General features: G+C 36.7%; 17 protein-coding genes. 16 read left to right on the forward strand and 1 reads right to left on the reverse strand.

Annotated features, from left to right (window positions below):
* Nucleotides 1–3 precede the first annotated feature (3 nt).
* From OK18_RS05580 to OK18_RS05630, 11 genes are all read left to right on the forward strand, one after another.
* Nucleotides 4–1,005 (forward strand): glycosyltransferase family protein, encoded by a 1,002-nt coding sequence (locus tag OK18_RS05580; protein WP_053327375.1) that lies wholly within the window; start codon nucleotides 4–6, stop codon nucleotides 1,003–1,005.
* Entirely contained in the window at nucleotides 993–2,183 is a 1,191-nt protein-coding gene (locus OK18_RS05585; protein ID WP_053327376.1) for a glycosyltransferase family 4 protein, read from the forward strand. The genes OK18_RS05580 and OK18_RS05585 overlap by 13 nt, the downstream gene beginning before the upstream one ends.
* A 2-nt stretch (nucleotides 2,184–2,185) precedes the next feature.
* Entirely contained in the window at nucleotides 2,186–3,223 is a 1,038-nt protein-coding gene (locus OK18_RS05590; protein WP_053327377.1) for a glycosyltransferase family 2 protein, read from the forward strand.
* Nucleotides 3,224–3,228: 5 nt separating this feature from the next.
* The gene (locus OK18_RS05595) at nucleotides 3,229–4,209 is read left to right on the forward strand and encodes a hypothetical protein (RefSeq protein ID WP_053327378.1); all 981 of its coding nucleotides are present in this window, start codon (nucleotides 3,229–3,231) and stop codon (nucleotides 4,207–4,209) included.
* Between the two features lie 23 nt (nucleotides 4,210–4,232).
* Nucleotides 4,233–5,333 (forward strand): UDP-galactopyranose mutase, encoded by a 1,101-nt coding sequence (glf, locus tag OK18_RS05600; RefSeq protein WP_053327379.1) that lies wholly within the window; start codon nucleotides 4,233–4,235, stop codon nucleotides 5,331–5,333.
* Between the two features lie 2 nt (nucleotides 5,334–5,335).
* A complete protein-coding gene (locus tag OK18_RS05605; protein ID WP_053327380.1) occupies nucleotides 5,336–6,190 on the forward strand; it encodes a glycosyl transferase family 90 in 855 nt (284 codons plus the stop codon).
* A complete protein-coding gene (locus OK18_RS05610) occupies nucleotides 6,187–7,086 on the forward strand; it encodes a glycosyltransferase family 2 protein (protein WP_082129143.1) in 900 nt (299 codons plus the stop codon). Before OK18_RS05605 ends, OK18_RS05610 begins: the two co-directional genes overlap by 4 nt.
* A 2-nt stretch (nucleotides 7,087–7,088) precedes the next feature.
* Nucleotides 7,089–7,961 carry a glycosyltransferase family 2 protein gene (locus OK18_RS05615; protein WP_053327382.1) on the forward strand — a complete coding sequence of 291 codons (873 nt, stop codon included), beginning with the start codon at nucleotides 7,089–7,091 and terminating at the stop codon, nucleotides 7,959–7,961.
* Nucleotides 7,962–8,309: 348 nt separating this feature from the next.
* Complete coding sequence (locus tag OK18_RS05620; protein WP_053327383.1) at nucleotides 8,310–8,891, forward strand: hypothetical protein; 582 nt, start codon at nucleotides 8,310–8,312, stop codon at nucleotides 8,889–8,891.
* A gap of 442 nt (nucleotides 8,892–9,333) precedes the next feature.
* On the forward strand, nucleotides 9,334–10,842 hold the full coding sequence (gltX, locus tag OK18_RS05625) for a glutamate--tRNA ligase (protein ID WP_053327384.1): 1,509 nt from the start codon (nucleotides 9,334–9,336) through the stop codon (nucleotides 10,840–10,842).
* A gap of 49 nt (nucleotides 10,843–10,891) precedes the next feature.
* Nucleotides 10,892–11,848, forward strand: coding sequence for an acetyl-CoA carboxylase carboxyltransferase subunit alpha (locus tag OK18_RS05630; RefSeq protein WP_050022482.1), 957 nt, complete (start codon nucleotides 10,892–10,894; stop codon nucleotides 11,846–11,848).
* Between the two features lie 55 nt (nucleotides 11,849–11,903).
* On the opposite strand, the gene OK18_RS05635 is transcribed toward OK18_RS05630, so the two are convergent.
* Nucleotides 11,904–12,686, reverse strand: a complete 783-nt coding sequence (locus tag OK18_RS05635; protein WP_053327385.1) for a DUF6759 domain-containing protein — start codon at nucleotides 12,684–12,686, stop codon at nucleotides 11,904–11,906.
* Between the two features lie 143 nt (nucleotides 12,687–12,829).
* On the opposite strand from OK18_RS05635, the gene tsf reads away from it, so the two are divergent.
* The 5 genes from tsf (at nucleotide 12,830) to OK18_RS05660 (ending at nucleotide 24,283) form a co-directional block, all read left to right on the forward strand.
* A complete protein-coding gene (tsf, locus tag OK18_RS05640; protein ID WP_053327386.1) occupies nucleotides 12,830–13,657 on the forward strand; it encodes a translation elongation factor Ts in 828 nt (275 codons plus the stop codon).
* A 333-nt stretch (nucleotides 13,658–13,990) separates the two neighbouring features.
* Nucleotides 13,991–16,831: a T9SS type B sorting domain-containing protein gene (locus tag OK18_RS05645; RefSeq protein ID WP_053327387.1), complete on the forward strand. Its 2,841-nt coding sequence runs from the start codon at nucleotides 13,991–13,993 to the stop codon at nucleotides 16,829–16,831.
* A 137-nt stretch (nucleotides 16,832–16,968) separates the two neighbouring features.
* Nucleotides 16,969–19,824: a T9SS type B sorting domain-containing protein gene (locus OK18_RS05650; RefSeq protein ID WP_050022479.1), complete on the forward strand. Its 2,856-nt coding sequence runs from the start codon at nucleotides 16,969–16,971 to the stop codon at nucleotides 19,822–19,824.
* Between the two features lie 111 nt (nucleotides 19,825–19,935).
* Entirely contained in the window at nucleotides 19,936–23,334 is a 3,399-nt protein-coding gene (locus tag OK18_RS05655) for a T9SS type B sorting domain-containing protein (protein WP_053327388.1), read from the forward strand.
* Between the two features lie 157 nt (nucleotides 23,335–23,491).
* Nucleotides 23,492–24,283 carry a hypothetical protein gene (locus OK18_RS05660; RefSeq protein ID WP_053327389.1) on the forward strand — a complete coding sequence of 264 codons (792 nt, stop codon included), beginning with the start codon at nucleotides 23,492–23,494 and terminating at the stop codon, nucleotides 24,281–24,283.
* The last annotated feature ends 247 nt before the right edge of the window (nucleotides 24,284–24,530 follow it).

A 24,530-nucleotide genomic window follows, 5' to 3' on the forward strand; every position in this document is an offset into this window, starting at 1 on the left:
TGGATGAAGATTTGTATCATTAGTTATGATTTTTGGGATTATGATAAGTATATTGTTGAAGCATTATGCAAACGTGGTATTGATGCCCATCATATAAAGATCAGTACCGTTACTCATTCCAATTTCCATGAAAGGGCAGTTAATGCCTTAAGTAAAACCTTTTTAAACAAAAACCTTAAAACAGAAAAAAGGCAGAAGTTTGTTCTGGACTCTCTGGAAAAGCTTGGGCATCAGGATCAGATACTGGTTTTAAACCCTGACACTTTTGACCTTTCTACGCTGGAAAAAATCAGGAAATATACCGACAGGCTGATTACCTATCTTTATGATAACCTCGAAAGAGTGCCGGTAGAAAACAAGCTGTACCTTTTTGATAAGATCTTTTCTTTTGACAGTATAGATGTTAAAAAACATGGTTTTGAAAAGATCACCAATTATATTTATCTTCCTTACACGCCGAAGGAGGTCCAACATCCGGAAATGGACCTATTTTATATTACTTCTTACGACAGCAGAAGGGTTTCATTAATAAAACTACTGGCCAAAAAGCTTATTGACCTGGGGCTCAAATTCCAGATTATGGTCATAGGAAAAAAATCATGGAAACATCAGCTTACCAATATATTTACCAAGGTTCCTAAAAACCTTTTTCTGATTTTCAGTATCAAAAAGATACCCCATAATGATCTTCCAAAGTATTATAAAAATTCCAAAGTACTGCTTGATCTGATGCGGGAGGGGCAATACGGATTGAGCTTCAGGGTCTTTGAGGCGATGTCTCTGGAAAAGAAAATCATTACTGACAATGAAGCTATTAAAAGTTATGATTTTTACAATCCCAATAATATTTTGATTTTAAACGAAAATATTAGTAATCTTGACAAATCTTTTTTTGAGAAGCCTTATGAAAAAATTCCTGAGGAAGTCTACAACAGATATACTTTGGATCATTGGGTGAACAAAATTTTTGAACTTGACACTAAAAATAACAGATGGGAATCTTAAAAAAAATCAAAAAGCACTTTAAAAGGAAAGAAAAGCTCAAGGAACTCCAGACCGGAGATATCGTCAATATGCATCTGTATGATTCTTCAAAAAAAACGATTCTTTTTGCTTCCAGAGACTTTCCTACTCATGATAAGGATTCCGGATCCAACAGACTAAAAGAGATAATTCTCATCTATAAAAAATTAGGGTACAACTGTATTATATTTGCCCCTCATATCTTTGAGGATGACAGTTATGTAAAGTTTTATCAAAAGCATGATGTTATTGTTTTTGTAGAGAATAACCGGTATAAAAATATCTATGATTTTCTTTCGTCATATAAGAATATAGATTATGTCTGGTTCAACGGACCTCTTGCCCTGAACCTGTTTTATAAAAAAATGAAGAATATTTTACCCCGTACCAAATTTATGTACGACATGGTAGATATTCATTTTTTAAGATTCAAAAGGGCTATCGAAATAGAGCCAAACCGTATTTCATTAAAGAAAAACTATAAGCATTTTTTCCATCTGGAAACAGTCATAGCCCCTCAGCTGGACTATATTATCGCTATTTCGGATAAAGAGAAAGAGATTATGAGCCAGTATGCGGACAGGGACAAGATCATTACCATTTCCAATATCCATGAACCCAAAATTGATATTTCCGAAAGAAAAAATTTCCATGAAAGTAATGGGATTATTTTCATCGGATCTATCCATGAACCGAATATTGATGCGGTAAAATTTTTATATGAAAAAATAATGCCTCTGGTGTGGAAAACGAATCCCGAACTGCAAGTCAGTGTAATCGGAAATGTGGCTGACAAACTGGACATCAGGCAATATCCCAGATTTAAATTCCTGGGATTTGTGGAAAGTATTGAAGAATATTTCATGAATTCCAAAATTATGGTGGCTCCTTTACGATTCGGGGCAGGGGTAAAAGGAAAAATAGGACAGGCGTTTGAGTATTTCTTCCCGGTCGTTACTACAGATATCGGAGCGGAAGGAATGAGGCTGACCGACGGTAAAAATGTATTGATTGCCAATGATGAAAATAGCTTTGCACAGGCGATTTTGCGACTAAATAATGATGAGGAGCTTTGGAACACATTGAGCAAGAATTCTATTGACAGTCTGAAACCATTTTCTATTGAGGCTGTAAGTTCTACATTAAAAGAAATTAATTAAAGGTGGATAATTCTTTTTTAGTCAGTATTATTGTTCCGTGCTATAACGCTTCTTATTACATAAAAGAAGTGCTGGAAAGTATACAGAACCAAACGCATTACAATATCGAATGTATTGTGATTAATGACGGCAGTACAGATAATACCCTCGAGATTATCAATAGCTTTCAGGATAAACGGTTTCAGATATATAGTCAGGAAAATAAGGGACTTTCCGACACACGAAATTCTGGTTTGGAAAAAGCTACGGGAGATTTTATTTTTTTCTGCGACAGTGATGACCTTCTTCCTTCCAATGCCCTGGAATCCCTGTTATCTGAGTATACCGGTAAGGAGGATATTATTGCAGGAAAAACAGCCACCTATGCCTGGGAAGAGAAACGCAATGTTGCATTTTTACCTCAGCCGAAGGAAAAGATACGGATAGAAAATAAAAACAGGGAGGTCCTGATTCTGAATATGACAGAGGGCTTAAGCCCTATTGCCCAGAATAAACTGTACAGAACTTCATTTTTAAAAGAAAATAACCTCACATTTTTAAGTGGCATTTATCATGAAGATGAATTATGGTTCTTTGAAACGATGTTTAGGGCAAAAAATGTGGTATTTATTCCTGCAATAACCTATCTCTATACTGTAGACAATGCACAATCCATCACCAAAAAGAATAGTGATAAAAATCTTTCGGGATATCTGAGTGTAATTCAAACGATTTACAACTACTATTTAAAGTATCCCGAGCAAAGCAGTATTGCCTACTATATTGCTTATCTGAAAAAAATTATCATCGGAAATTACAAGCATCATTCAAACTATTCCGAAGAAGCGGTTCAAAGGATGGAAAAAGTGTTTAAAGAAGTCAATCCGGAATTCAGTGATAATATCCCGTTAAAAAATATTGAGAAAAAATATTTCCGGTATCTTAATGCTGTCAGCTTGAAAGATGCCGCTAGCATAAAGAAAGAATATTTCAACAATCCGGTAAACAGTCTCAGAAAGCACTATAAAATCTTATTATTCAGTATCTTTAACTCAAATTAAAAAAAGTGAAAAAAGGAAAATTTCTTTTGGTAATGCCTGATTATTCTGATTTCCCAAAGTTATTTTTAGAAAATTTGGAAAAGGAAGGGTTTGACCCTTATTTAATCACAGATAAAGTTTCAAAATTTAAATATAAAGGCGCTGAAAGTGTAAAAAATTTTTTCGTTAAAAATATTCTGAGAAATAAGGAATACAAACAGGGACTTATTAAAAAACATTTTCTTGATGAACTGAATAAAAATCTTTCTGACATTCCGGAAGAGCTGGACTATATCCTGGTAATCCGTCCGGATAATTTCCCGGTTCCCTTTATAAAGAATTTAAAAAATAAAACCCGGAAATTAATTGCTTACCAATGGGATGGGATTGAAAAGTTTCCGGAGGTCAAAAACTATTTCAGTTTATTTGATACCTTTTTTTGTTTTGAAAAGATTGAATCCCAACTCAATATAAAACCTATCACCAATTTCTATTTCGATCACCTTCCTCCTGCTGAAAAAGAATACAATACGGAAATGCCTAAGCTGTATTTTGTAGGACTATATTGGAAAAGCCGTGAAGAAAAAATTGACCGTTTTATAGATGAAGTCTCGGGCTTCCCTATCGAGCTTTCTATTTTTATCCAGTATTTTAAAGAGCCTGAAAAGAAAAATAGCCGGATACAATATATTCAGGACAGAATCAGCTTCCGGGAAAATCTTGAGAAAGTAAAAGATGCCGATATTCTTTTAGATTTTGTAGACCCGCTGCATAATGGGCTCTCCATCCGTTTTTTTGAAGGAATGTATTACAGGAAAAAAGTGATTACAGACAATATTATGGTAAAAAATTATGACTTTTACCATCCTGACAATATCTTTGTCGTGGAAAATAATAATTATAAAAATATTGAACAGTTTTTAAAAACCCCTTATTTTGAATTACCTACTGAAATAGTCAAAAAATATAGTTTCAGTAACTGGCTGAAGGAAGTTATAAAAGGTTAAAACTGGTCATTAAACAATAGTATATGAAGAAATACCTAATTATAGGAAGCGGCTTCTCAGGAAGTGTTTTGGCACAGCAGCTTTGCGAAAACAATATCATCCATGTTGTAGAAGAGAGAAGTCATATCGGAGGAAACTGCTATACCGAAAAAGATGCCGAAACAGGAATTACTTTGCATCAGTATGGCCCCCACATTTTCAACACCGATAATGTAGAAGTCTGGAACTATATCCAACAGTTTTGTGAAATGGTCCCTTTCATCAATCGTGTAAAATCGGTATACCAAAATCAAGTATACTCTCTTCCGGTTAACCTTCATACTATTAATCAGTTCTTTAAAAAGAACTTCTCTCCTAAAGAAGCCAGAACTTTCATTGAATCATTAAGTGATACTTCAATAGATATTCCTCAGAATTTTGAAGAACAGGCTTTAAAATTTGTAGGAAAAGATCTTTACAAGGCTTTTTTCTATGGATACACAAAAAAGCAATGGGGTTGTGAGCCTTCAGAATTGCCTGCAAGTATATTAAAAAGACTACCGGTAAGGTTCAATTATAATGATAATTATTATGCCATGCCTCTTCAGGGAATCCCTAAAAACGGATATACCGAGATTTTTGAAAAAATGCTTGATCATCCCAATATTACTGTCACATTAAATAAAAAAATATCGGCCGGAGAAATAGACTTTTCAGAATATGATCATGTTTTTTATTCCGGACCTATTGATGCTTATTTCGATTATAAATACGGAAGATTAGGCTACAGAACTGTATTTTTTGAAAAATTCACTGATGAAGGGGATTTTCAGGGGAACGCTGTAATCAATTATGCTGATCAGGAAATTCCGCATACGAGAATTCATGAGCATAAACATTTTACTCCCTGGGAAGAGCATGATAAGACCGTATACTTTAAAGAATTCAGTAAGGAAACAGAGCAAAACGATATTCCTTATTATCCTAAAAGATTACAAAGAGATATGGAAATGCTGGAAAAATATAAGGAAGAAAAAGACAGGCTTACCAATATTACCTTTATAGGAAGACTTGCTACTTACCGATATATGGATATGCACCATGTAATTGCAGAAGCTCTGGAAACCGCAAAACAATTCAGGTAATTATGTTGTGGAAAAAAAAGAAGCCGCAGGAAACTCCAAAGGAACTGCTCAATATTACCACTAAAAATGGACAAATTGCTGCGGTAGAAAATTATAACTCCTTTCAAACAAGGGCAGAATCTTCATTAAAGCAGGTCCTGGATGCCATTAAACTCGGTATTCCCCAACACGACATCAAACTGAGCCTGCACACAGGAGACTTCCCTACCGAACAATTGGTAAAAGGTAACTTTTATTATTGTTGTGATAAGAAAACAGATCTGGATTTCGTATTTCCGGATTTTATATTTGACCATTGGCAGCAGGCAGGAATTCCTGATTTTAAAAAAACGGTTTCTGAAATCTGTGCAGAAGCGGAAAAACCTTACATTTATTCCAGGATGCTTTGGATCGGAAATACCCAAACCCACCCTATCAGAAAAAAAATTATCGAATATGCTGAACAATACCCTGATCATATTGAAGCTTATAATACTTATGTAGATCAAGCTGTTATTGGTGGTAAAAAAGATATTCCTTATATTTCATTGATTGATCATACACATTATAAATACCTCATCGACATTGAAGGAAGAGGATACAGCGGAAGGATTAAAATGCTGCTTTTCACAAAGCGGCTTTTGTTTATTCAGGACAGACAATGGAAGTCTTATTATCATTTTGAATTGGAGCCGTACAAACATTTTATTCCTGTAAAAAATGATCTTTCTGACCTTATGGAGCAAATCCGTTTCGTAGAACAGCAAGGAGACGACTATTATAAAAATATCGTGCAAAATGCCTATGACTTTGCGGTTGAAAACCTTCAATATGAAAAAGCGGTTCAAAGAATACAAAAATTAATATCAAACCTATGAGTTTTCCTGATTCTGTCTGCACTGTTGTAGTGACTTACAATAGATTGGAATTTTTAAAAGAATGCATTCAGGGAATTCTGGATCAGACCTCTCCTGTTGATAAAATTGTTATTGTAAATAATGGCTCAACAGACGGAACTGATGCCTACCTGAAAACTTTACAACAGCCACAAATCGAAATTATCACCCAGGAAAATCTGGGCGGTGCGGGGGGCTTTCATACGGGCATCAAGAGGGCATATGAATTGGGATATGAATGGATTTGGGTAATGGATGATGATGTAGAACCATTTAAAGACTGCCTTGGAAATCTTTTACAATATAAAGACTTATCAAAATGCATTCAGCCACTAAGGATTTTCAGCGATAATAATGAAGTTTTCAAATGGGAACATTATTTTGATCATAGAACCTGTATGCCGATTTTACATCATAATATTTCCCTGGAAAATAAAGATTTCTGCTATGTCAATACTGCCTGTTTCGAAGGAATGCTGATTCATCGTGATATTGTGGAAAAAATAGGATTCCCGAAAAAAGAATATTTTATTGCAGGTGATGATACGGAATATGGTATTCTGGCCAACCTTTACACCAATGTGTTGTATACCAAAACCGCCATTATGTATAGAAAGAGAGTCGTAGTATCTTATAAAATTCGCCCATTACAGGCCTATTATGAATACAGAAACCTGTTTTTATTAAGGAAGAATATTAAACCGTATTTTCCCGGAAACTTCAGTTCCATATTCTATAAAAACCTGTATAAGGACTGCTTTTCTAAAATAAAAATAATTCTTAAGGGAAAAGAATATCCATTTTCAGAAAAGAAGTTGCTTATTTCCAAAATGATCAAAGGGATACTGGACGGCAAAAAAATTTATAAAAACAAATAATAATGAACACCTCCATCAAGATTTCGGTTATTGTCCCATGTTATAATCAGGCCGCATTTATGGATGATTGTATCAATTCCTTAATCAATCAGACTTACCCGGACTGGGAATGCATTCTGGTCAATGATGGCAGTACAGATAATACGGAAGACATAGCTCTTGCCTGGCAAAAAAAAGACAACAGAATCAAATATGTAAAAAAAATAAATGGCGGGCTTAGCTCTGCCAGAAATACCGGTATTCTGAACAGTACCGGAGATTTTGTACAGTTTCTTGATTGTGATGATTTTTTGTATAAAGAAAAGTTCGAAAAATCTGTACAAAAAATAGATCATAGAAGCAATACTGTTATTATTACGGATTTTCAGAGGTTCGACGATGCAACGAAAGCCCTTATCCCACCACACTGTATTTTGAAAGAAGAATACTTCAATCAAAAAGATATTTTGTTAAAATGGGATAATACATTTTCCATTCCCATCCATTGTGCCTTATTTTCAAGAGATATTGTTGAAAAGTATAAATTCAATGAAATTCTTAAGGCCAAAGAAGACTGGATTTTCTGGTTACAAACATACGGAGACTATCCAAAAACACACTTTATCAACGAGTATCTTCTTGCCTATAGAATGAGTTCCGCAGGAATGACCAACAATGAATTCTTTATGTATGAAAATAAAACAAAAGCCATCAATCAGTTGGATCAAATTATTTCTGATAAAGATTTATTAAGGGAATTCTTCAAACAAAATCTTCTGTTTATAATGAATGAAAATTATCAGCTGATGGAAAGAGTCAAATTGCTGGGCTATAAAAGAACCATGAAATATAAAATCAACAAGGTTTTAAAAATATTCGGAATTAAAAAAAATTAATTCGTCATAATAAATTCATATTTGTAGGAACTCAGATCAGTCCTACATCGATTTCTGCGTTTTATCACGGGCCTGACTTGTTATTTAGCCTGGAATAAAATATCAAATTTTGCTCTTGTATAAATATCAAGCACTATATAAGTTTCATAATTCTGAACAATCTGTGGAGTTTTTGTTTGTATTTTCACGAATTGTGAGACGGCCTAGATTCGGAAAAAGGAAAGTTTATTTATACTACGTTAAATACATTTAAAAGTGCCTTTAAATAAAGGTTACAACGTAACTATTATTTCATACTATTAGGATTTAATGTGATAATCAGTTATATTTGTGATCCAAAATTATCTTATGAAAATAAAATTATTGACTTTTTTAAGCCTTTCATTGCTTTTGGCATCTTGTTCTCAAGACGACACTCGTGATAATGTAGTCCCAATTCAAAAACCAATTGAAAGACCAACTACTATAGATGGAAATAACGCTTCTCGTTTAGGTCTTGTAAGTTATAAACTCTTAAAGGAATCTGGTCCTATTCACCCTCAGGGGCTAAACGCAGACGAATCCTTAACTCTGGAACACAATGGCAGTACTTATCGACTTATCATGCAGACTGACAATAATCTGGTTCTTTATAGGGAAACACCTGGAAACAGGATTGTACTATGGCATTCTAATACCCACAGAACTGATATAATAGGAGGTTCGAGACTTGTGGCACAAACCGATGGAAATCTGGTAATTTATACCTATGACAATACTCCTCTTTGGAGTTCAAATACTGCGACTAATTATTATGTAGATGGTCCACACTTTAAGCTTCAACTATACTCAAAAACCGGGGCTGCGATTCCAACAGGATATAGAATTAAACTTATTTTGGGTGGAAATAATCAAGAGAGGCATGAAATTGTCGTTGAAGACTTTTTATAAAAATTCTAATTTATATAACCGCTTCGTATAGAGGCGGTTTTATATTATGCCACATATAAAAAGGCATATATTAGAAATTTCTTAACTGTATTTTACCCATGCATATTTTGTCATCCGATTTGATAATTTTCTTTATGATCCAATTTCTTTATTAAAATATTATTCATTTAGAAAATAGTGTAAAGTTATTGTACCATATTTGACTATTATCTCATTGATATTACCACTCTAGGATATTACATTTTGCAAATTATGCAAATATGTGAAACATTGTACAGATTTTAAAAATCGTAAGCATATTTACATCTAAAATCATTAAGCTTTTATATATATTTTAATTTCAATAAATGGTCTAAGCATAATGACTAGAATTAAAAATACCTATTATAAATCATTATGTGAACACATAATTTAAGTAAATTTGCAAAAATTTAAATTGAAAATGGAGAAAGTAAGAGTACGTTTTGCTCCAAGTCCTACTGGACCTTTACATTTGGGAGGCGTAAGAACCGCATTATATGATTATCTTTTTGCTAAAAACCAAGGCGGGGAATTTGTATTGAGAATTGAAGATACAGATACAGCAAGATACGTAGAAGGAGCTGAAGAATATATTGAAGAAGCTTTAGAATGGTGCGGAATCATTCCAGATGAAAGTCCTAAAAAAGGAGGGAAATTTGCGCCTTACAGACAATCCGAAAGGAGAGATATCTATGACCGGTATACAGAGCAGATCCTGAAAACAGATTATGCTTACCTTGCTTTTGATACCCCTGAAGAACTGGATGCAATGCGCGCAGAGTTCGAAGCTAAGGGTGATGTTTTCTCTTATGATAATAAAACGAGAAACCGTTTAAGAAACAGTCTTGCCCTTTCTGAAGAAGAAGTTCAGAAGCTCCTGGCAGAAAAGACACCATATGTGGTAAGATTCAAAATGCCTGTTGACAGAGTATTAAACCTGGAAGATATCATCCGTGGAAAATTCTCAGTTAATACCAATACCTTAGATGATAAAGTTTTGGTAAAAAATGACGGGATGCCTACTTACCATTTTGCCAATATCATTGATGACCATGAAATGGAAATCTCCCATGTTATCCGTGGGGAAGAATGGCTGCCATCTTTAGGTTTACACACTTTATTATATGAAGCAATGGGCTGGGAAGCACCGCAATTTGCCCACCTTTCTCTGATTCTGAAACCGGAGGGTAAGGGAAAATTAAGCAAAAGAGACGGTGATAAGTTTGGATTCCCTGTTTTCCCGCTTGATTTCAAAGATCCTGCAACGGGAACCGTATCTAAAGGATACAGGGAAAACGGCTATCTTCCTGACGCTTTTATCAATATGGTTGCTTTACTTGGCTGGTCACCTGCTGACGATAAAGAAATCCTTCCTATAGAAGATATGATTAAAGAATTTGATCTTCATAAAGTACATAAGGCCGGCGCAAGATTCAGTAAAGAAAAAGCAGAATGGTTTAACCATCAGTATATTCAGATGAAGTCTGATGAAGAACTTCTCCAGATCCTGAAAAATACGGATCTTAATCTTTCAGGGATTTCTGATGAAAAGCTGTTGAAGGTGATTCACCTAATGAAAGAACGGGCCACTTTTCCAAAAGACATTTATGAAAACGGAAAATTCTTCTTTGAAATGCCCTCTTCCTTTGATGAGAAAGCTGCTAAAAAAGCCTGGAATGATGAGACTTCTACTATTTTAGGAGAGTTAGTTTCAACTCTTGATTCGGCAGATTTTACAGCAGAGGTGCTGAAGCAGACTATACATGATTTTGCCGAAAACAAAGGCCTTGGAATGGGTAAAGTAATGATGCCTTTACGGTTGTCTTTAGTAGGAGAATTGAAAGGCCCGGACGTTCCGGATATTCTGGAAATCCTTGGAAAAGAAGAAAGTATCGCCAGAATAAGCAATGCTATAAATAATTTTAAATAGTATTAACATAATTTTTCATACATTTGAAAGATTTAATTTACTTCAAGAAATGGAATATTTAAGTTTCGAACTTCCTATCAAAGAATTGATGGATCAATACCAGACGTGTTCTTTAGTAGGAGAAGAAAGTGGTGTTGATGTAAAATTAGCATGCAGCCAGATTGAGGATAAGATTTTGGAAAAGAAAAAAGAAATCTACGGAAATCTTACCCCTTGGCAAAGAGTACAACTGTCCCGTCACCCGGATCGTCCATACACATTAGACTACATCAACGGAATGGCAGATAAAGGCAGTTTCTTAGAACTTCATGGAGACAGAAATTTCGCTGATGATCCGGCAATGATTGGAGGATTGATTACCCTTGATGGACAACGGGTAATGATTATAGGAACTCAAAAAGGAAGGACGACTAAAGAAAGACAGCATAGAAGATTCGGAATGCCCAATCCGGAAGGATACAGAAAAGCTTTAAGATTGATGAAGCTTGCTGAAAAATTCAATATCCCTGTGGTGACTTTAGTAGATACACCGGGAGCTTACCCTGGGCTGGAAGCTGAAGAAAGAGGACAAGGTGAAGCTATTGCAAGAAATATCTTTGAAATGGTACAGCTGAAAACCCCGATCTTCACCTATATTATCGGAGAAGGAGCCAGTGGTGGTGCTTTAGGAATAGGCGTCGGGAATAAAGTATATATGTTGGAAAATACATGGTATACGGTAATTGCACCGGAAAGCTGCTCTTCCATCTTATGGAGAAACTGGGATCACAAGGAAGATGCTGCTAATGCATTAAACCTTACCCCTCAGGATGCTTTAAGAGAAAAGTTCATCGACGGGATTATTGAGGAACCACTTGGTGGAGCTCATTACGATCCGGAAACGACTTATCTGAACTTAAAAAATTCCATCTTACAAAATATCAAAGCTTTTGCCAAGTTTACAGGACAGGAGCTTGAAACCCAGAGACAGGATAAATTTATTGCAATGGGGCAATATAAAGGATAAAATAAAAAGGTTAAGAAAAATTTCTTAACCTTTTTTACTTTAGTTTTCTTCTCATTTAATCCGCAACGTTGAGGGCAATCTCAATGTCCTGATTAATTTTCTTTAAGGAAGAATATTTGGCATCACATACCATCGTAGTCAGCACATATTCTCCTTTATCTACCAAAATAAAGTTCTCTCCTTTGGCTGGAACACTTAAATTATAATATTTTTTTCCACTTATTTTTACAATAAGGTTACATCCGGACCTGTTCTTAATATTAACATAAGCCTCACTTTTATTAATATCATTACTAAAAAGATGAGTCAGCATCGCAGCTCGCCTTTTATTTTCTTCGCTCGGCTCAGACCTGGCAGATCCTGCAGTTTTGGCAGACCCTGCGGAAGCATAGCTTACACTTCTGCCTTCTTTTAAAATATCTTCTTTCAAAGCATTGATTGCAGCTTGGGTACTATTTGCTTTTGCAGCATCAGTGTTACCAGCCTGTCCCGCCTTATTGACAACGATCACTTTACCGCTATTCAATTCATTATTTTTAACAATGTTTTCAATTTTATCTTTGCTGATAGGCTTAATGCTGGGTTTGGCTTCAGGAGAATTATCCGCCATAATAATATCAATCAGTCGTCTTTTAAAAAAGTCCGTTCTTGCATGTCCTGGGTTTTGTTTTAGAAAGCCTGCGATAACTCTTGCTTCTTTTGATATTTCTGCTTCCTGTTCTGTATAAATGATCACAGTTTCTTTTTCTACAACCGCTTTAGATTTCGATTTTTTCTTTTTTTGGGAAAATCCAAGAGAAAAAATACATATAAACAGGAGGAAGAAGATTTTTTTCATTAATCAAAGCTTTAAAATAGTATTAAATATATTAATAACGTGAAAAGTCATTTTTTAGTTTATCATTAAAATCATTATCTTTGCACTGCTCTAAAATTAAGCTAAAAATTAATACTAATCTTAAATAAAAAATAATAGATATTATGTCTTATACACCAGTTGCTGCAGATGTAGCTAAATTAAGAAACCAAACAGGTGCAGGTATGATGGACTGCAAAAAAGCTCTAGTAGAAGCTGAAGGAGACTTCGAAAAAGCGGTAGATATCCTTAGAAAAAAAGGACAAAAAGTTGCTGCCAACAGAGCTGACAGAGAGTCTACTGAAGGTGCAGTGATCGCAAGAGTGAACGAGGATAACACTTTAGGTGCTATCATCTCATTAAATTGCGAAACTGACTTCGTTGCTAAAAACGAAGCGTTCATCGAATTAGCTTATGAATTAGCTGAAATGGCGATCTTCGCTGCTACTAAAGAAGAGCTTTTAGCTACAGATTTCCACGGAATCACTGTTGCTGAAAAATTAGTTGAGCAAACGGGAGTTATCGGTGAGAAAATCGAGATCGGATCTTTCGAAAGAATCCAGGGAGATTTCTTAGGAGCTTACATCCACGCTGGAAACAAAATTGCTGCAATCACTTCTCTTTCTGCAAAAGTAGACGGAGCTGATGAAGCTGCTAAAGCTGTTTCTATGCAGGTTGCTGCTATGAACCCAATTGCTTTGGACGAAAATGCTGTTTCTCAGGAAACTATTGACAGAGAATTAGAAATCGAAAGACACAAACTTACTGAAGAAGGTAAGCCTGCCAACATTATCGACAATATCCTTAAAGGAAAAATGCAGAGATTCTACAAAGACAATACTTTGGTACACCAGGATTTCATTAAAGACGGAAGTATCTCAGTTGCTGATTACGTAAAATCTGTAAATGCAGATCTAAAAGTAACAGGGTTTGTAAGAGTAAGCTTAACTTAATCAATCCTTCAAAAATATTTGATCCCGATGAAAATTCATCGGGATTTTTTTATGAAGAATCCACAAGTATGAACGCAATATGAAAAGCTCTTTACCTGCCTTAGGCTGTTATAGAAGTTGCTGTCCGGTGGAGGCTCTGTATTGAGGTCCTCAGATAAAAATTAAATCTGGAACGGAAAGACTAGCGGCAGGTAGCCCGATATACAATCACCAATTTCATATTCAAGATAGCTTTTAATTAAAAATGAAGAATAATTCTCAATTTAATTCTGAATTTATTTAAAAATATATAATTTTTTATTTTAATTTTGTAGAAATCCTAATTCCATACCTATGAAAAGATTTCTACTCAGTTTGGTATTAATTTTTTTAACAATTAATACTCTCTTTGCCCAAAGGGATACAGAACACTGGTTTGCACCAATGGCTGCAAATTCATTTGCACTTTCCGGCCCTCAGCAAGCCTTATATTTTTCTACGGATTCCACTACTCCTTTTCCCGTAGAAATATATAGTGATAATGTGCTGTTGGGGACCGTTACCATCAGTAAAGGTAATCCGCAAGTGTACGATATCCCTACAGCGAATATGATCACCTCCAACAATAATGAGAAATTTACTTCCGTAGGTAAAGGACTCTATACAAGAGGTACAAAACCTTATTTTGTCAATTTCAGATTCAGTGTAGCCAGCCACGGGGAGATATTGACCTCTAAAGGCAAAGCAGGAATAGGAAAAAAATTCTATGCTGCTGCAACTCCAATGACAGGCCAGACCATCACATATTTAAATTTTACAGCTGGAATTTTAGCTACAGAAGACAATACGACTGTAAAAGTTTCAGGATATAATGCAGGCGTCCAGTTTTCTAATGGAACTACCGGAGCAAGTAATCCCACAATGACTTTTACCCTAAACAAAGGGAAAGCATTTATCATTGAAGGACTTCAAAATAACGGTACGAATGCAACGGGGTTCATAGGTGCAAAAATAGAATCTGACAAACCCATTTCTGTTACCAATGGAAATTTTAACGGCCAATTTGCATTACCTGGCAATAAGGGGAGCGGATCGGATATTGTGATGGATCAGTCTGTTCCTACAGACAGGCTGGGAAACGAATTTGTTCTTGTAAAAGGAAACGGAGGAATCACTGATGGTGACGAAGACGCATTGGTGATTGCAACCGAAAATAATACTGAAGTATACGTAAACGGAGGAACTACTCCGATAGCCACTCTTAATGAAGGACAGTGGGTACGTGTATGCGAAGGACCCAACGGTACATTTGTCAACAAATATATTAATCAGGGAAACGACCACTATAATATGCATATTAAAACTTCGAAAAATGCATACGTATACCAGCTTCTAGCAGGGATTGATAATTACACAGCAACAGAAGGCTTCAATTATATACCACCCCTGAACTGCTTCTTACCAAGGAAAATTGATGAAATTTCCATGGTGAATATCCTCCCTCCCACTACCAATACTGTAAAGCTTAACATCCTTACTGAGGCCGGGGCTACCGTTACAGTAAACAATCTGCCTCTTCCTGCCACTCAGGGTCCCTATCCTGTAACAGGAACCACAGATTGGGTCTCTTATTCAGTGCCTAATGCAACGGGGAACATTACAGTTAACTCTACAAAAGCTGTTACTGCAGGGATTGCCGGAGGAAGTGGAGCGGTTGGTTATGGTGGTTATTTCGCAGGATTTTCTTCTATTCCTGTTATTGCCAAACAATCGGGAGATTGTGTTCCGGGTATTATTCTTGAGCTGGATGACGGATATGAAACTTATCAATGGTTTCGCAATGGGACAGCTATTCCGGGAGCAACAGCCAATACTTACACACCTACACAATCAGGAAATTATACGGTAAAAGTAACCATGGGAACATGTCCGCCGGTAACAACTCCCATTTATAAAGTACAAACCTGCTTAAAACTTACCAATCAGGCTCTGAACGCATGCGCCACAAAAGTAATTACTCCGGCGTTTACTTCTTCTACTCAGGTTCCGCTTGCAAGTACAGTAACAATAGTAACACCACCTACTAAAGGTACAGCCGTTGTCAATCCAAACGGAACCATTACCTATACTCCGGTAGCAGGCTATTTAGGTCCTGATAAAATTGTTTATAAGTTCTGCGGAAATGCTACTGAATTTATTGATTGCGAACAGGTTACTTTAGACCTCACCGTAGTTCCATTCACCGTAAAGGATGTCAGCATTACTGCATGCTGGTATGATGTAGACCCGTATGCCTATTTTGATCTTACTAAAGCTGCAGTCACCGACTATGCTGCTGTGGTAAAAAAATATTACCGCACTCTCAATGATCTTAATATGGGAGCCAATGAAATAACGACTCCGGATAAATTTCCATCCACAGGAGGTACTGTATATGTAAAAGTGACTACCGCTGAAGGTTGTACAGCCAATGCTAAAATTGAATTGATTCCGCTTCCGATTAAAAAATCTCCAATCCTGGTGGATCAGTATATTTGTATGGATGCCAAAACCAATCTGGATGCCGGACCCGGATATGACTCATACGAATGGAATACAGGAGCCACAACATCGGGCATTAGAAATGTCGGAGTCGGAGAATATTTCGTTATCCTTGGTAAAAACGGATGCTTCCTGAAGCAGGTTGTAAAAGTGAAAAAAGTGGAGGATCCGGTTATTCAGCAGATTGAAATCACCAATAATACTGCAACAGTAATTGCTACCGGAGGTAAAGTTCCTTATAAGTATTCTGTAGACGGAACCACAAACTGGCAGGATTCTAATGTATTTACAGGATTATCCAGAGGTCAGCACACTTTTTATGTAAAAGATGCATATGACTGTATCCCTGTTGCCGTAGAAATTACAGTTCCTAATTTATTAAATGCCATTACTCCTAACGGGGATAATGTGAATGATTATATAGACTACAGCGAGCTGTCTTACAAAGACAATCTGTCTTTTGTAGTGTATGACCGCTATGGCAATAAAATATTTACCGGTAATAAATTCAATAATTACAAGTGGGACGGAAGGCATTTTGACAAAAAAATTGAAACGGGAACCTATTGGTATCACATCAACTGGAATGAACCTAACAAAGAAAAAACTCCAATAAAATACACCGGCTGGATTCTTGTAAAGAACAGGGAATAGTCTATTTTAAGCACATTTTATAAACCACGATTGCGCAATCGTGGTTTATTTTATTAATTCATCAATTAATATTGAAAAAAAATTTCAATATCAATCAATTATTCTACTATTTTTGTAAAAATCTAATTTCAACATCTATGAAGAAAATTCTATCAGTTATCGTGCTCCTCTTTGCTGCAATCAATATGCTTTTTGCACAGAGAGACACTGAGCACTGGTTTGCCCCAATGGCAGCAAATACGTCAGCCTTAAGCAATCCTAGGCAAGCTTTATATTTTTCTACAGATTCTGTGACGCCTTTTCCTGTAGAAATTTACAGTAACAATGTTCTTCTGGGAACAGTTACCATCAGTAAAGGCAATCCGCAGTCCTATACTGTGAACACCAATACCATGATCACTTCCAATAGCAGCGAAAAGTTCACACCGGTAGGTAAAGGGATTTATACCAAAGGGGAAAAACCCTATTATGTAACCTTTAGATTTAGTGTAACCAGCCATGGAGAAATATTAACTTCTAAAGGAAAAGCGGGAATTGGAAAAAAATTCTATGCTGCAGCAACTCCGATGACGGGACAGACCATCACGTATTTAAATTTTACAGCCGGAATCCTGGCTACAGAAGATAATACAACTGTAACCGTATCCGGGTATGATTCCGGACTTCAGTTCTCTAACGGAACCACAGGAATTACCAATCCTACGATGACCTTTACCCTGAATAAAGGACAAGCCTATATTATTGAAGGTCTTCAGGATTTCGGAACAAATGCCAAAGGATTTATAGGTGCTAAAATAGAAGCTGATAAACCGGTGTCTGTTACCAATGGAAACTTTAATGGCCAGTTTGCCCTGCCTGCAAGTAAAGGAAGTTCCGGAAGTGACATTGTAATGGACCAGTCTGTACCGGTAGACAGATTAGGGAATGAATTTGTACTTGTAAAAGGAAATGGCGGGATCACAGATGGCGTTGAAGATGCCCTGGTAATTGCTACAGAAACCAACACCGAGGTATACGTAAACGGAGGAACAACCCCGATAGCCACCCTTAATGAAGGAGATTGGATACGTGTATCTGAAGGACCGAACGGTACATTTAACAATCAATATATCAACCAGGGGAATAACCACTATAATATGCATATCAAAACAACCAAAAATGCATATGTATATCAGCTACTGGCAGGTATTAACAACAATACAGCAACAGAAGGGTATAATTACATACCTCCGCTGAACTGTTTCTTACCGAGAAAGATAGATGAAATTGGAATGATTAATATGCTTCCGGAAGGAGGTCAAAACGTAAAATTAAATATCCTTACTGAAACCGGTGCTACTGTTACAGTTAACAATCTGCCACCTCCTGCTGCTCAGGGACCTTTCCCGGTTACCGGGACCTCATCATGGGTATCTTATTCAGTTCCTGCCGTTACAGGAAATGTAACGGTTACCTCTACAAAAGCGGTTACTGCAGGTATTGCAGGTGGAAGTGGAACATTAGGTTATGGCGGATATTTTGCCGGATTCTCCTCAATTCCTGTTATTGCAAAACAATCCGGTAACTGTATTCCGGGATTGGTGCTGGAAGTAGATGACAGTTTTGATACGTATCAGTGGTTCAAGGAGGGTGTTGCCATTCCTGGAGCTACAACGCATTCATATACTCCTACGCAATCAGGAAATTATACTGTAAGAATTACCATAGGATCATGTCCTCCGGAAACTACCCCGGTATATAAAGTATATACCTGTCTTACCAAAACAACCAAAACTGATACTGTATGTGATGGCGTAAAACAGATTATTCCTACATTCAGTAACTCAACGCAAATTGTTGTTCCTGGTTCGGTAACGATTGTTACTCCACCTGCCCATGGTAATGCTGTAATTGATCCTGTTACGGGTGTTATAAGCTATGCACCGGGCTATAATTATACGGGTCCTGATACTATTGTGTATCAATTCTGCGGTAATAACCCGGATTTTACAGACTGTGAAGAAGTTACTTTAAATTTAACGGTGTCTGAAAGTCCCACTATCAACAATACAGCCTTAAGAGAATGTTTCATAGAATCCAATCCATCAACAGGATTGTTTAATCTTGAAGAAGCTTTTGTAACTGCAGACACCAACGTAGTGAAAAAATACTATCCATCTCCTGCAGACGCCCACGCCGGAACGAATGAAATTCTGAACCCAACCAACTATATTGCCCCTAACGGAGTAGTTTACATCAAAGTAATTAATGCCAATGGATGTTATAGAATCGCAGAAGTAACGCTAACAGTGATGCCTCCGGTAAAATCTGATATCCTGGTTGATAAGATCGTTTGTATGGAAGGAAAAACAACTTTAGATGCCGGACCTGGCTTCAAAGGATACGAATGGAGCACGGGAGCTACTACACAATCTATTCAGAATGTGGGAGTAGGAACATATTGGGTGAGACTCAGAACCGGAGACTGCTATACGGTACAAACTGTAAAAGTATATCCTTCAGAACAACCGGTTATTTCAAATATTGATATTTCAAATAATACCATTACAGTGAATGTGATTGGAGGAACTGCTCCGTATAAGTATTCGATTGATAATATTAACTGGCAGGATTCAAACGTATTTACAAACCTTGCCAGAGGAAATATCAGCGTATATGTAAAAGACGATTATAACTGTACGCCTATAAAAGTAGATATCACGATTCCTAATCTGATCAATGTGATTACCCCAAATGATGACGGAGTTAATGATGTTGTGGATTATTCATTATTGGCAACTAAAAATAACCTGGTATTGAATATCTTCGACAGATACGGAACCAAAATCTATCAGGCTGACAAATCCAACGGATATAAATGGGACGGAACCATTGACGGAAACAAGAGAGTTCCTACCGGAAATTACTGGTATGAAGTTGGCTGGACAGAGCCAAATGGAAAAAATACAGCGATAAAATATACAGGCTGGATTTTGGTAAAAAACAGAGAGTAAAACTCAGAAATATTTTTTTAAAACCACGATTTTGAAATCGTGGTTTTTTTATTACTTTTTCAAGCACTCAATACTTTTTATTATTAAATTTGTGATAAATCATGAACCTGAATGAAGAAAACTCTATCTTTTTTATTTATATTTTACATTTTCACCTTTGCTTTTGCCCAACTAGACAGAGAGCATTGGTTTGCTCCCATGGTAGACAGGACGGGAAGTTTTAATCCTTATCAAAAACTTTATTTATCTACCAATAGAACGACACCGTTCCCCGTCAATATTTATAACAACAATGTCTTGATAGGTACGGTAAACATCAGTAAAAATAATCCCCAAAAATTTGATGTTTTAAGGAATTATATCATTACCACCCAACAAACTGATTTATTTACACCAACCACTAAAGGACTATACTTAAAGGCAGAGTTTCCTTTTTATGCCAATTTGAGGTTTTCTGTATTCAACCATGCTGAGATTATTACCTCAAAAGGAATTCCCTCTACCGGAAAAACTTTTTTTGCTGCTTCAGCACCTATTACCGTAAATAATAGCATTCTTAATTTCATGACCAGCGTTTTAGCAACAGAAGACAATACTACTGTTACTATTACCGGATATAATCCTGCTGTTCAATTTTCCAACGGAACCACAGGTACTACCAATCCTGTAATGACCTTCACTTTAAATAAGGGACAATCTTACATCATTGACGGTATTGGAAATATTGCCGGAAATTTTGACGGTTTTATCGGTTCAAAAATTACCTCAAACAAACCTGTCAATGTTACAAACGGAAATTTTAACGGCCAGTATGCCGGTGATTATCCTTCAAGTTCCGATATTTTAATGGATCAGGCAGTTCCGGTCGACAGGCTGGGTAGTGAATTTGCTCTTGTAAAAGGTAACGGAAGTATCGGATCCAATATGGAAGGGGCCGTAGTTATTGCTACTGAAGATAACACACAGATCTACGTCAATAACGAATTGACACCTGTCGCCACCATCAATGCCGGAAAATATTTCGTTATCCCTGATACAAAATACAGCTTACAGGGCGGAGGTCATTATAATTTATACATCAAGACTTCTAAAAATGCCTACGTCTATCAGCTTCTGGCCGGAGATTCCAATTCCGGTAACGAAGTGGCAACCGGAGGATTCAATTTTATTCCGGCCCTTAACTGTTATCTTCCCAAGCAGATTAATGAACTGGGGTTCATCGACGAAAATTTTGTACATTCCAATGCCGTTCCTGCCGGTATGCTCAATATTCCCACAAAACTGAACCTTATTACCGAAAGAGGGGCTGTAGTTACCGTAAACGGAGCAACTCCACTAGCTAGTGCAGGCCCTTACAACATGACAGGAACCAACAACTGGGTAACTTATGGTATTCCTAACGTAACGGGAACCATAACAGTAGTTTCCGACAAAGCAATTACAGCGGGCATAACGGCAGGAAGTGATGCTGTAGGATATGGAGGCTTTTTTGCCGGATTTCCCACCCAGCCGGTTATTATAAAATCGGGAACCAATTGTATTCCGGGAATTACCCTTACAGTAGATCCTATTATTTATGACTCTTACCAATGGTACCGGAATGGCACCATTCTTACCGGAGCAACCTCATCCTCTATTACTCCTACCCTTCCAGGATATTATACCTGCTCTGTAACCATGGGCAGCTGTGCACCTTTAGTAACGGAACAATATAAAGTCGTTAATTGTATGAAACTGAGTTCTTCCAGCTACAATGTATGCGATACAAAAACGATTACTCCCACATTCAGCAGCTCATCACAAACTCCGGTTCCTTCAACGGTTGCCATAACAACTCCACCTTCTTTAGGAACAGCTGTTATAAATCCAGCGACGGGAGTGATTACCTATACCATCAATACGCCGGGTACAATAGGCAATGATACTTTTACCTATACATTCTGTGGCAATGATCCTGATTTTCCGGACTGTGAAACGGTAACTGTCAATATCAACATCCAGTCCCTCACCGTTACGAATGTTATATTGAAATCCTGTGATAATAACGGCCAGGGAATATTCGATTTAACCACCGCAACCGTAACCACCTATTCTCCTGTTACTATTTCTTACTATCCTACATTGCTAGATGCCCAAACCGAAAATCCGGCTGCACTTATCACTACAGCAAATGCCTATTCCGCACCTAACGGGACGATTGTATATGCCGTTGTAAAAAATAGTATCGGCTGTAAAGGCATTGCAGAAATAACACTGAATCTTTATAATAAAGCAATAGTACAGGATAATTACAATGGTATTTTTTGCGATGATAATATGGACGGAACCGTTACTGTTATCCTTGCCAATATTACCCCTATTGTCCTCAATAATCCCACCTATTTTACGAATGTAAGATATTATGCCGCCCTTGGTGATGCCAATGCAGGAAATGCCAATACCCTTCCTAACAACTGGAGCTACACTACAACGACCACGATTTATATAAGGGTAGATTCACCTGACGGATGTCCTGCAGTGATCAAACCGCTGCAATTCAGTATCGGAGCCAGAATACCCTTGATAAAAACAACGGATACTGAAGACGTATGTGATGATGACTTAGATGGAATCAAAGCAGTTAATCTGGCTCAATTTATCCCTCAGTTTACCCTGGATCCGAATGTTACTTTTACTTTTCACGGAACATTATCAGATGCCCAGAATAATATCAATCCTATCAGTGGCGCAGTGAATGTTACCAATACCCAGACTTATTATATCCGTTTTCAGAAAAACGGAGTATGCCCGGAGGTAGGAACCCTGAAAATTACCATTAAAATCCCCAAGAAATCCACGCTTCTGAATGATCAGGCTATTTGTCCTAAATCTACTACTACATTGGATGCTGGTCCCGGTTTTGACAGATATCTGTGGAGTACAGGAGCCACAAGTCCTTCCATTACCAATGTTCCTGTAGGAAGTTACTGGGTAGAACTGACTTCTAACGGATGTGTTTATAAGCAATATGTAAATGTCACGGAGCTACCTCTTCCTGTCATCACTTCTATTGAAATTGACGGAACCACTGTGAAGGTCGGAGTAAGCGGAGGAACGCCCCCTTATGAATACTCGCTGGACGGAGTGGTCTGGCAGAGTTCAAATATTTTCTACAATGTATCAAGAGGAGCACATCATGTTTTTGTGAAAGACTCTAAATTGTGTGGTGAAGTCAAAAAACCGTTTGCCATCATCAATCTCATCAACACCATCACTCCAAACGGCGATGGTTATAATGAAGGAATTAATTATTCGGCTTTAATGGCTAATGATAATCTTGAGTTCAGAATTTTTGACAGATATGGAGCCGAAATTTTCAGGGGAACTCCTGAAAATAAATACACCTGGGACGGCAGAATAGGAGGCAGGTATGTACCTACGGCTACTTACTGGTACTTTATCAGCTGGACAGAATATGGGTCTACCCTTTCTGTAAAGTACTCAAGCTGGCTGTTGGTAAAACACCGGTAATCATTAAAAAAACAATAATTTCCAGCTAATTAGCTTATTTTAAATAATTTATAACACTCATTAACACTTTACTGCAAAGTTTAATATAACTTTAACCCGTAATCTTCATCAAACAAGGTATAAATTGCTGTATTTCTATGTAATTTTGCCGAATTATATGAAGAAACTGTTTACGCTACTGTTATTGGTTTTTCTGATTAAAATCAATGCCCAAATATATTCCGGAGAGGTATTTCTGAGGGACAATTCAATTTTGTATCTCAATCAGGTATATGTGACCAACCTGAATACTCAAAAAACTGTCCTTACCGATTACAATGGTAATTTCAATATTCCGGCAAATCCGGGCGACATTATTCGGTTCACTTCTATTGTTACGGAGAGAAAAGACATTAAGCTTACTCCCCAGCTGATGGATCAGAAAAATCTCGTTGAGCTTAAGATTGCTTATTACGAGATCCAGGAAATTGTACTAAGCAGATTCAAGCCTACCGGAAACCTCAGGTATGATGTCAATTCCATACGGAAAGAAGATAAAGCACTCGCCATCAAAAAAATTATCGGACTTCCTGAACCTAAAGGTGACGGTAATCCACCTGAGCTTCCGGTTGCAGGGCTAAGGGACGGAGGCCTCACTTTTAGTTTGGAGAGTATTTATGATATCCTTTCAGGAGAAAGAAAGAAAAAGCAGCGTTATGCAGCCTATGAAAGAATGAATTCTTCCGTTGCCCAGATCAAAAATTATTTGGGAAAAGATTACTTCTTAAAGTTTAAGATCCCTGAGAATTTAATTGATAATTTCTTACAATTCGTGTATACTTCTGAAAATATTCAGCCTTATGTGCTGGCTGGAAATTTTGAAGCCATAAAAGTTCCGATTGAAAAATATCTTCCTATTTATCAGAGAAGGTTAAGAAATTCCCATCTCCAGGAAGTTGTCAGCAAATAAACTTATTTTCCTTTAAAGAATAAATAAACAGAATCTATGAAACAATAGGTATGGATCTGTATTGTAACACTGGGCTCAAAAAAATCTTTTTTGTTCATTCTGGGAACAAATATCTGTTATTGTAAATAACACAACTTTAACAGTATACATTTCATTAATATTCAAAAATATATTTAATTTTATGCTATAATCAGTTATTTAAAATAAAAACTATAGTATTCCGTTATCACTTAAAGACTAATTGACC

The organism is Chryseobacterium gallinarum, assembly GCF_001021975.1.
Taxonomy (GTDB): Bacteria; Bacteroidota; Bacteroidia; order Flavobacteriales; family Weeksellaceae; genus Chryseobacterium; species Chryseobacterium gallinarum.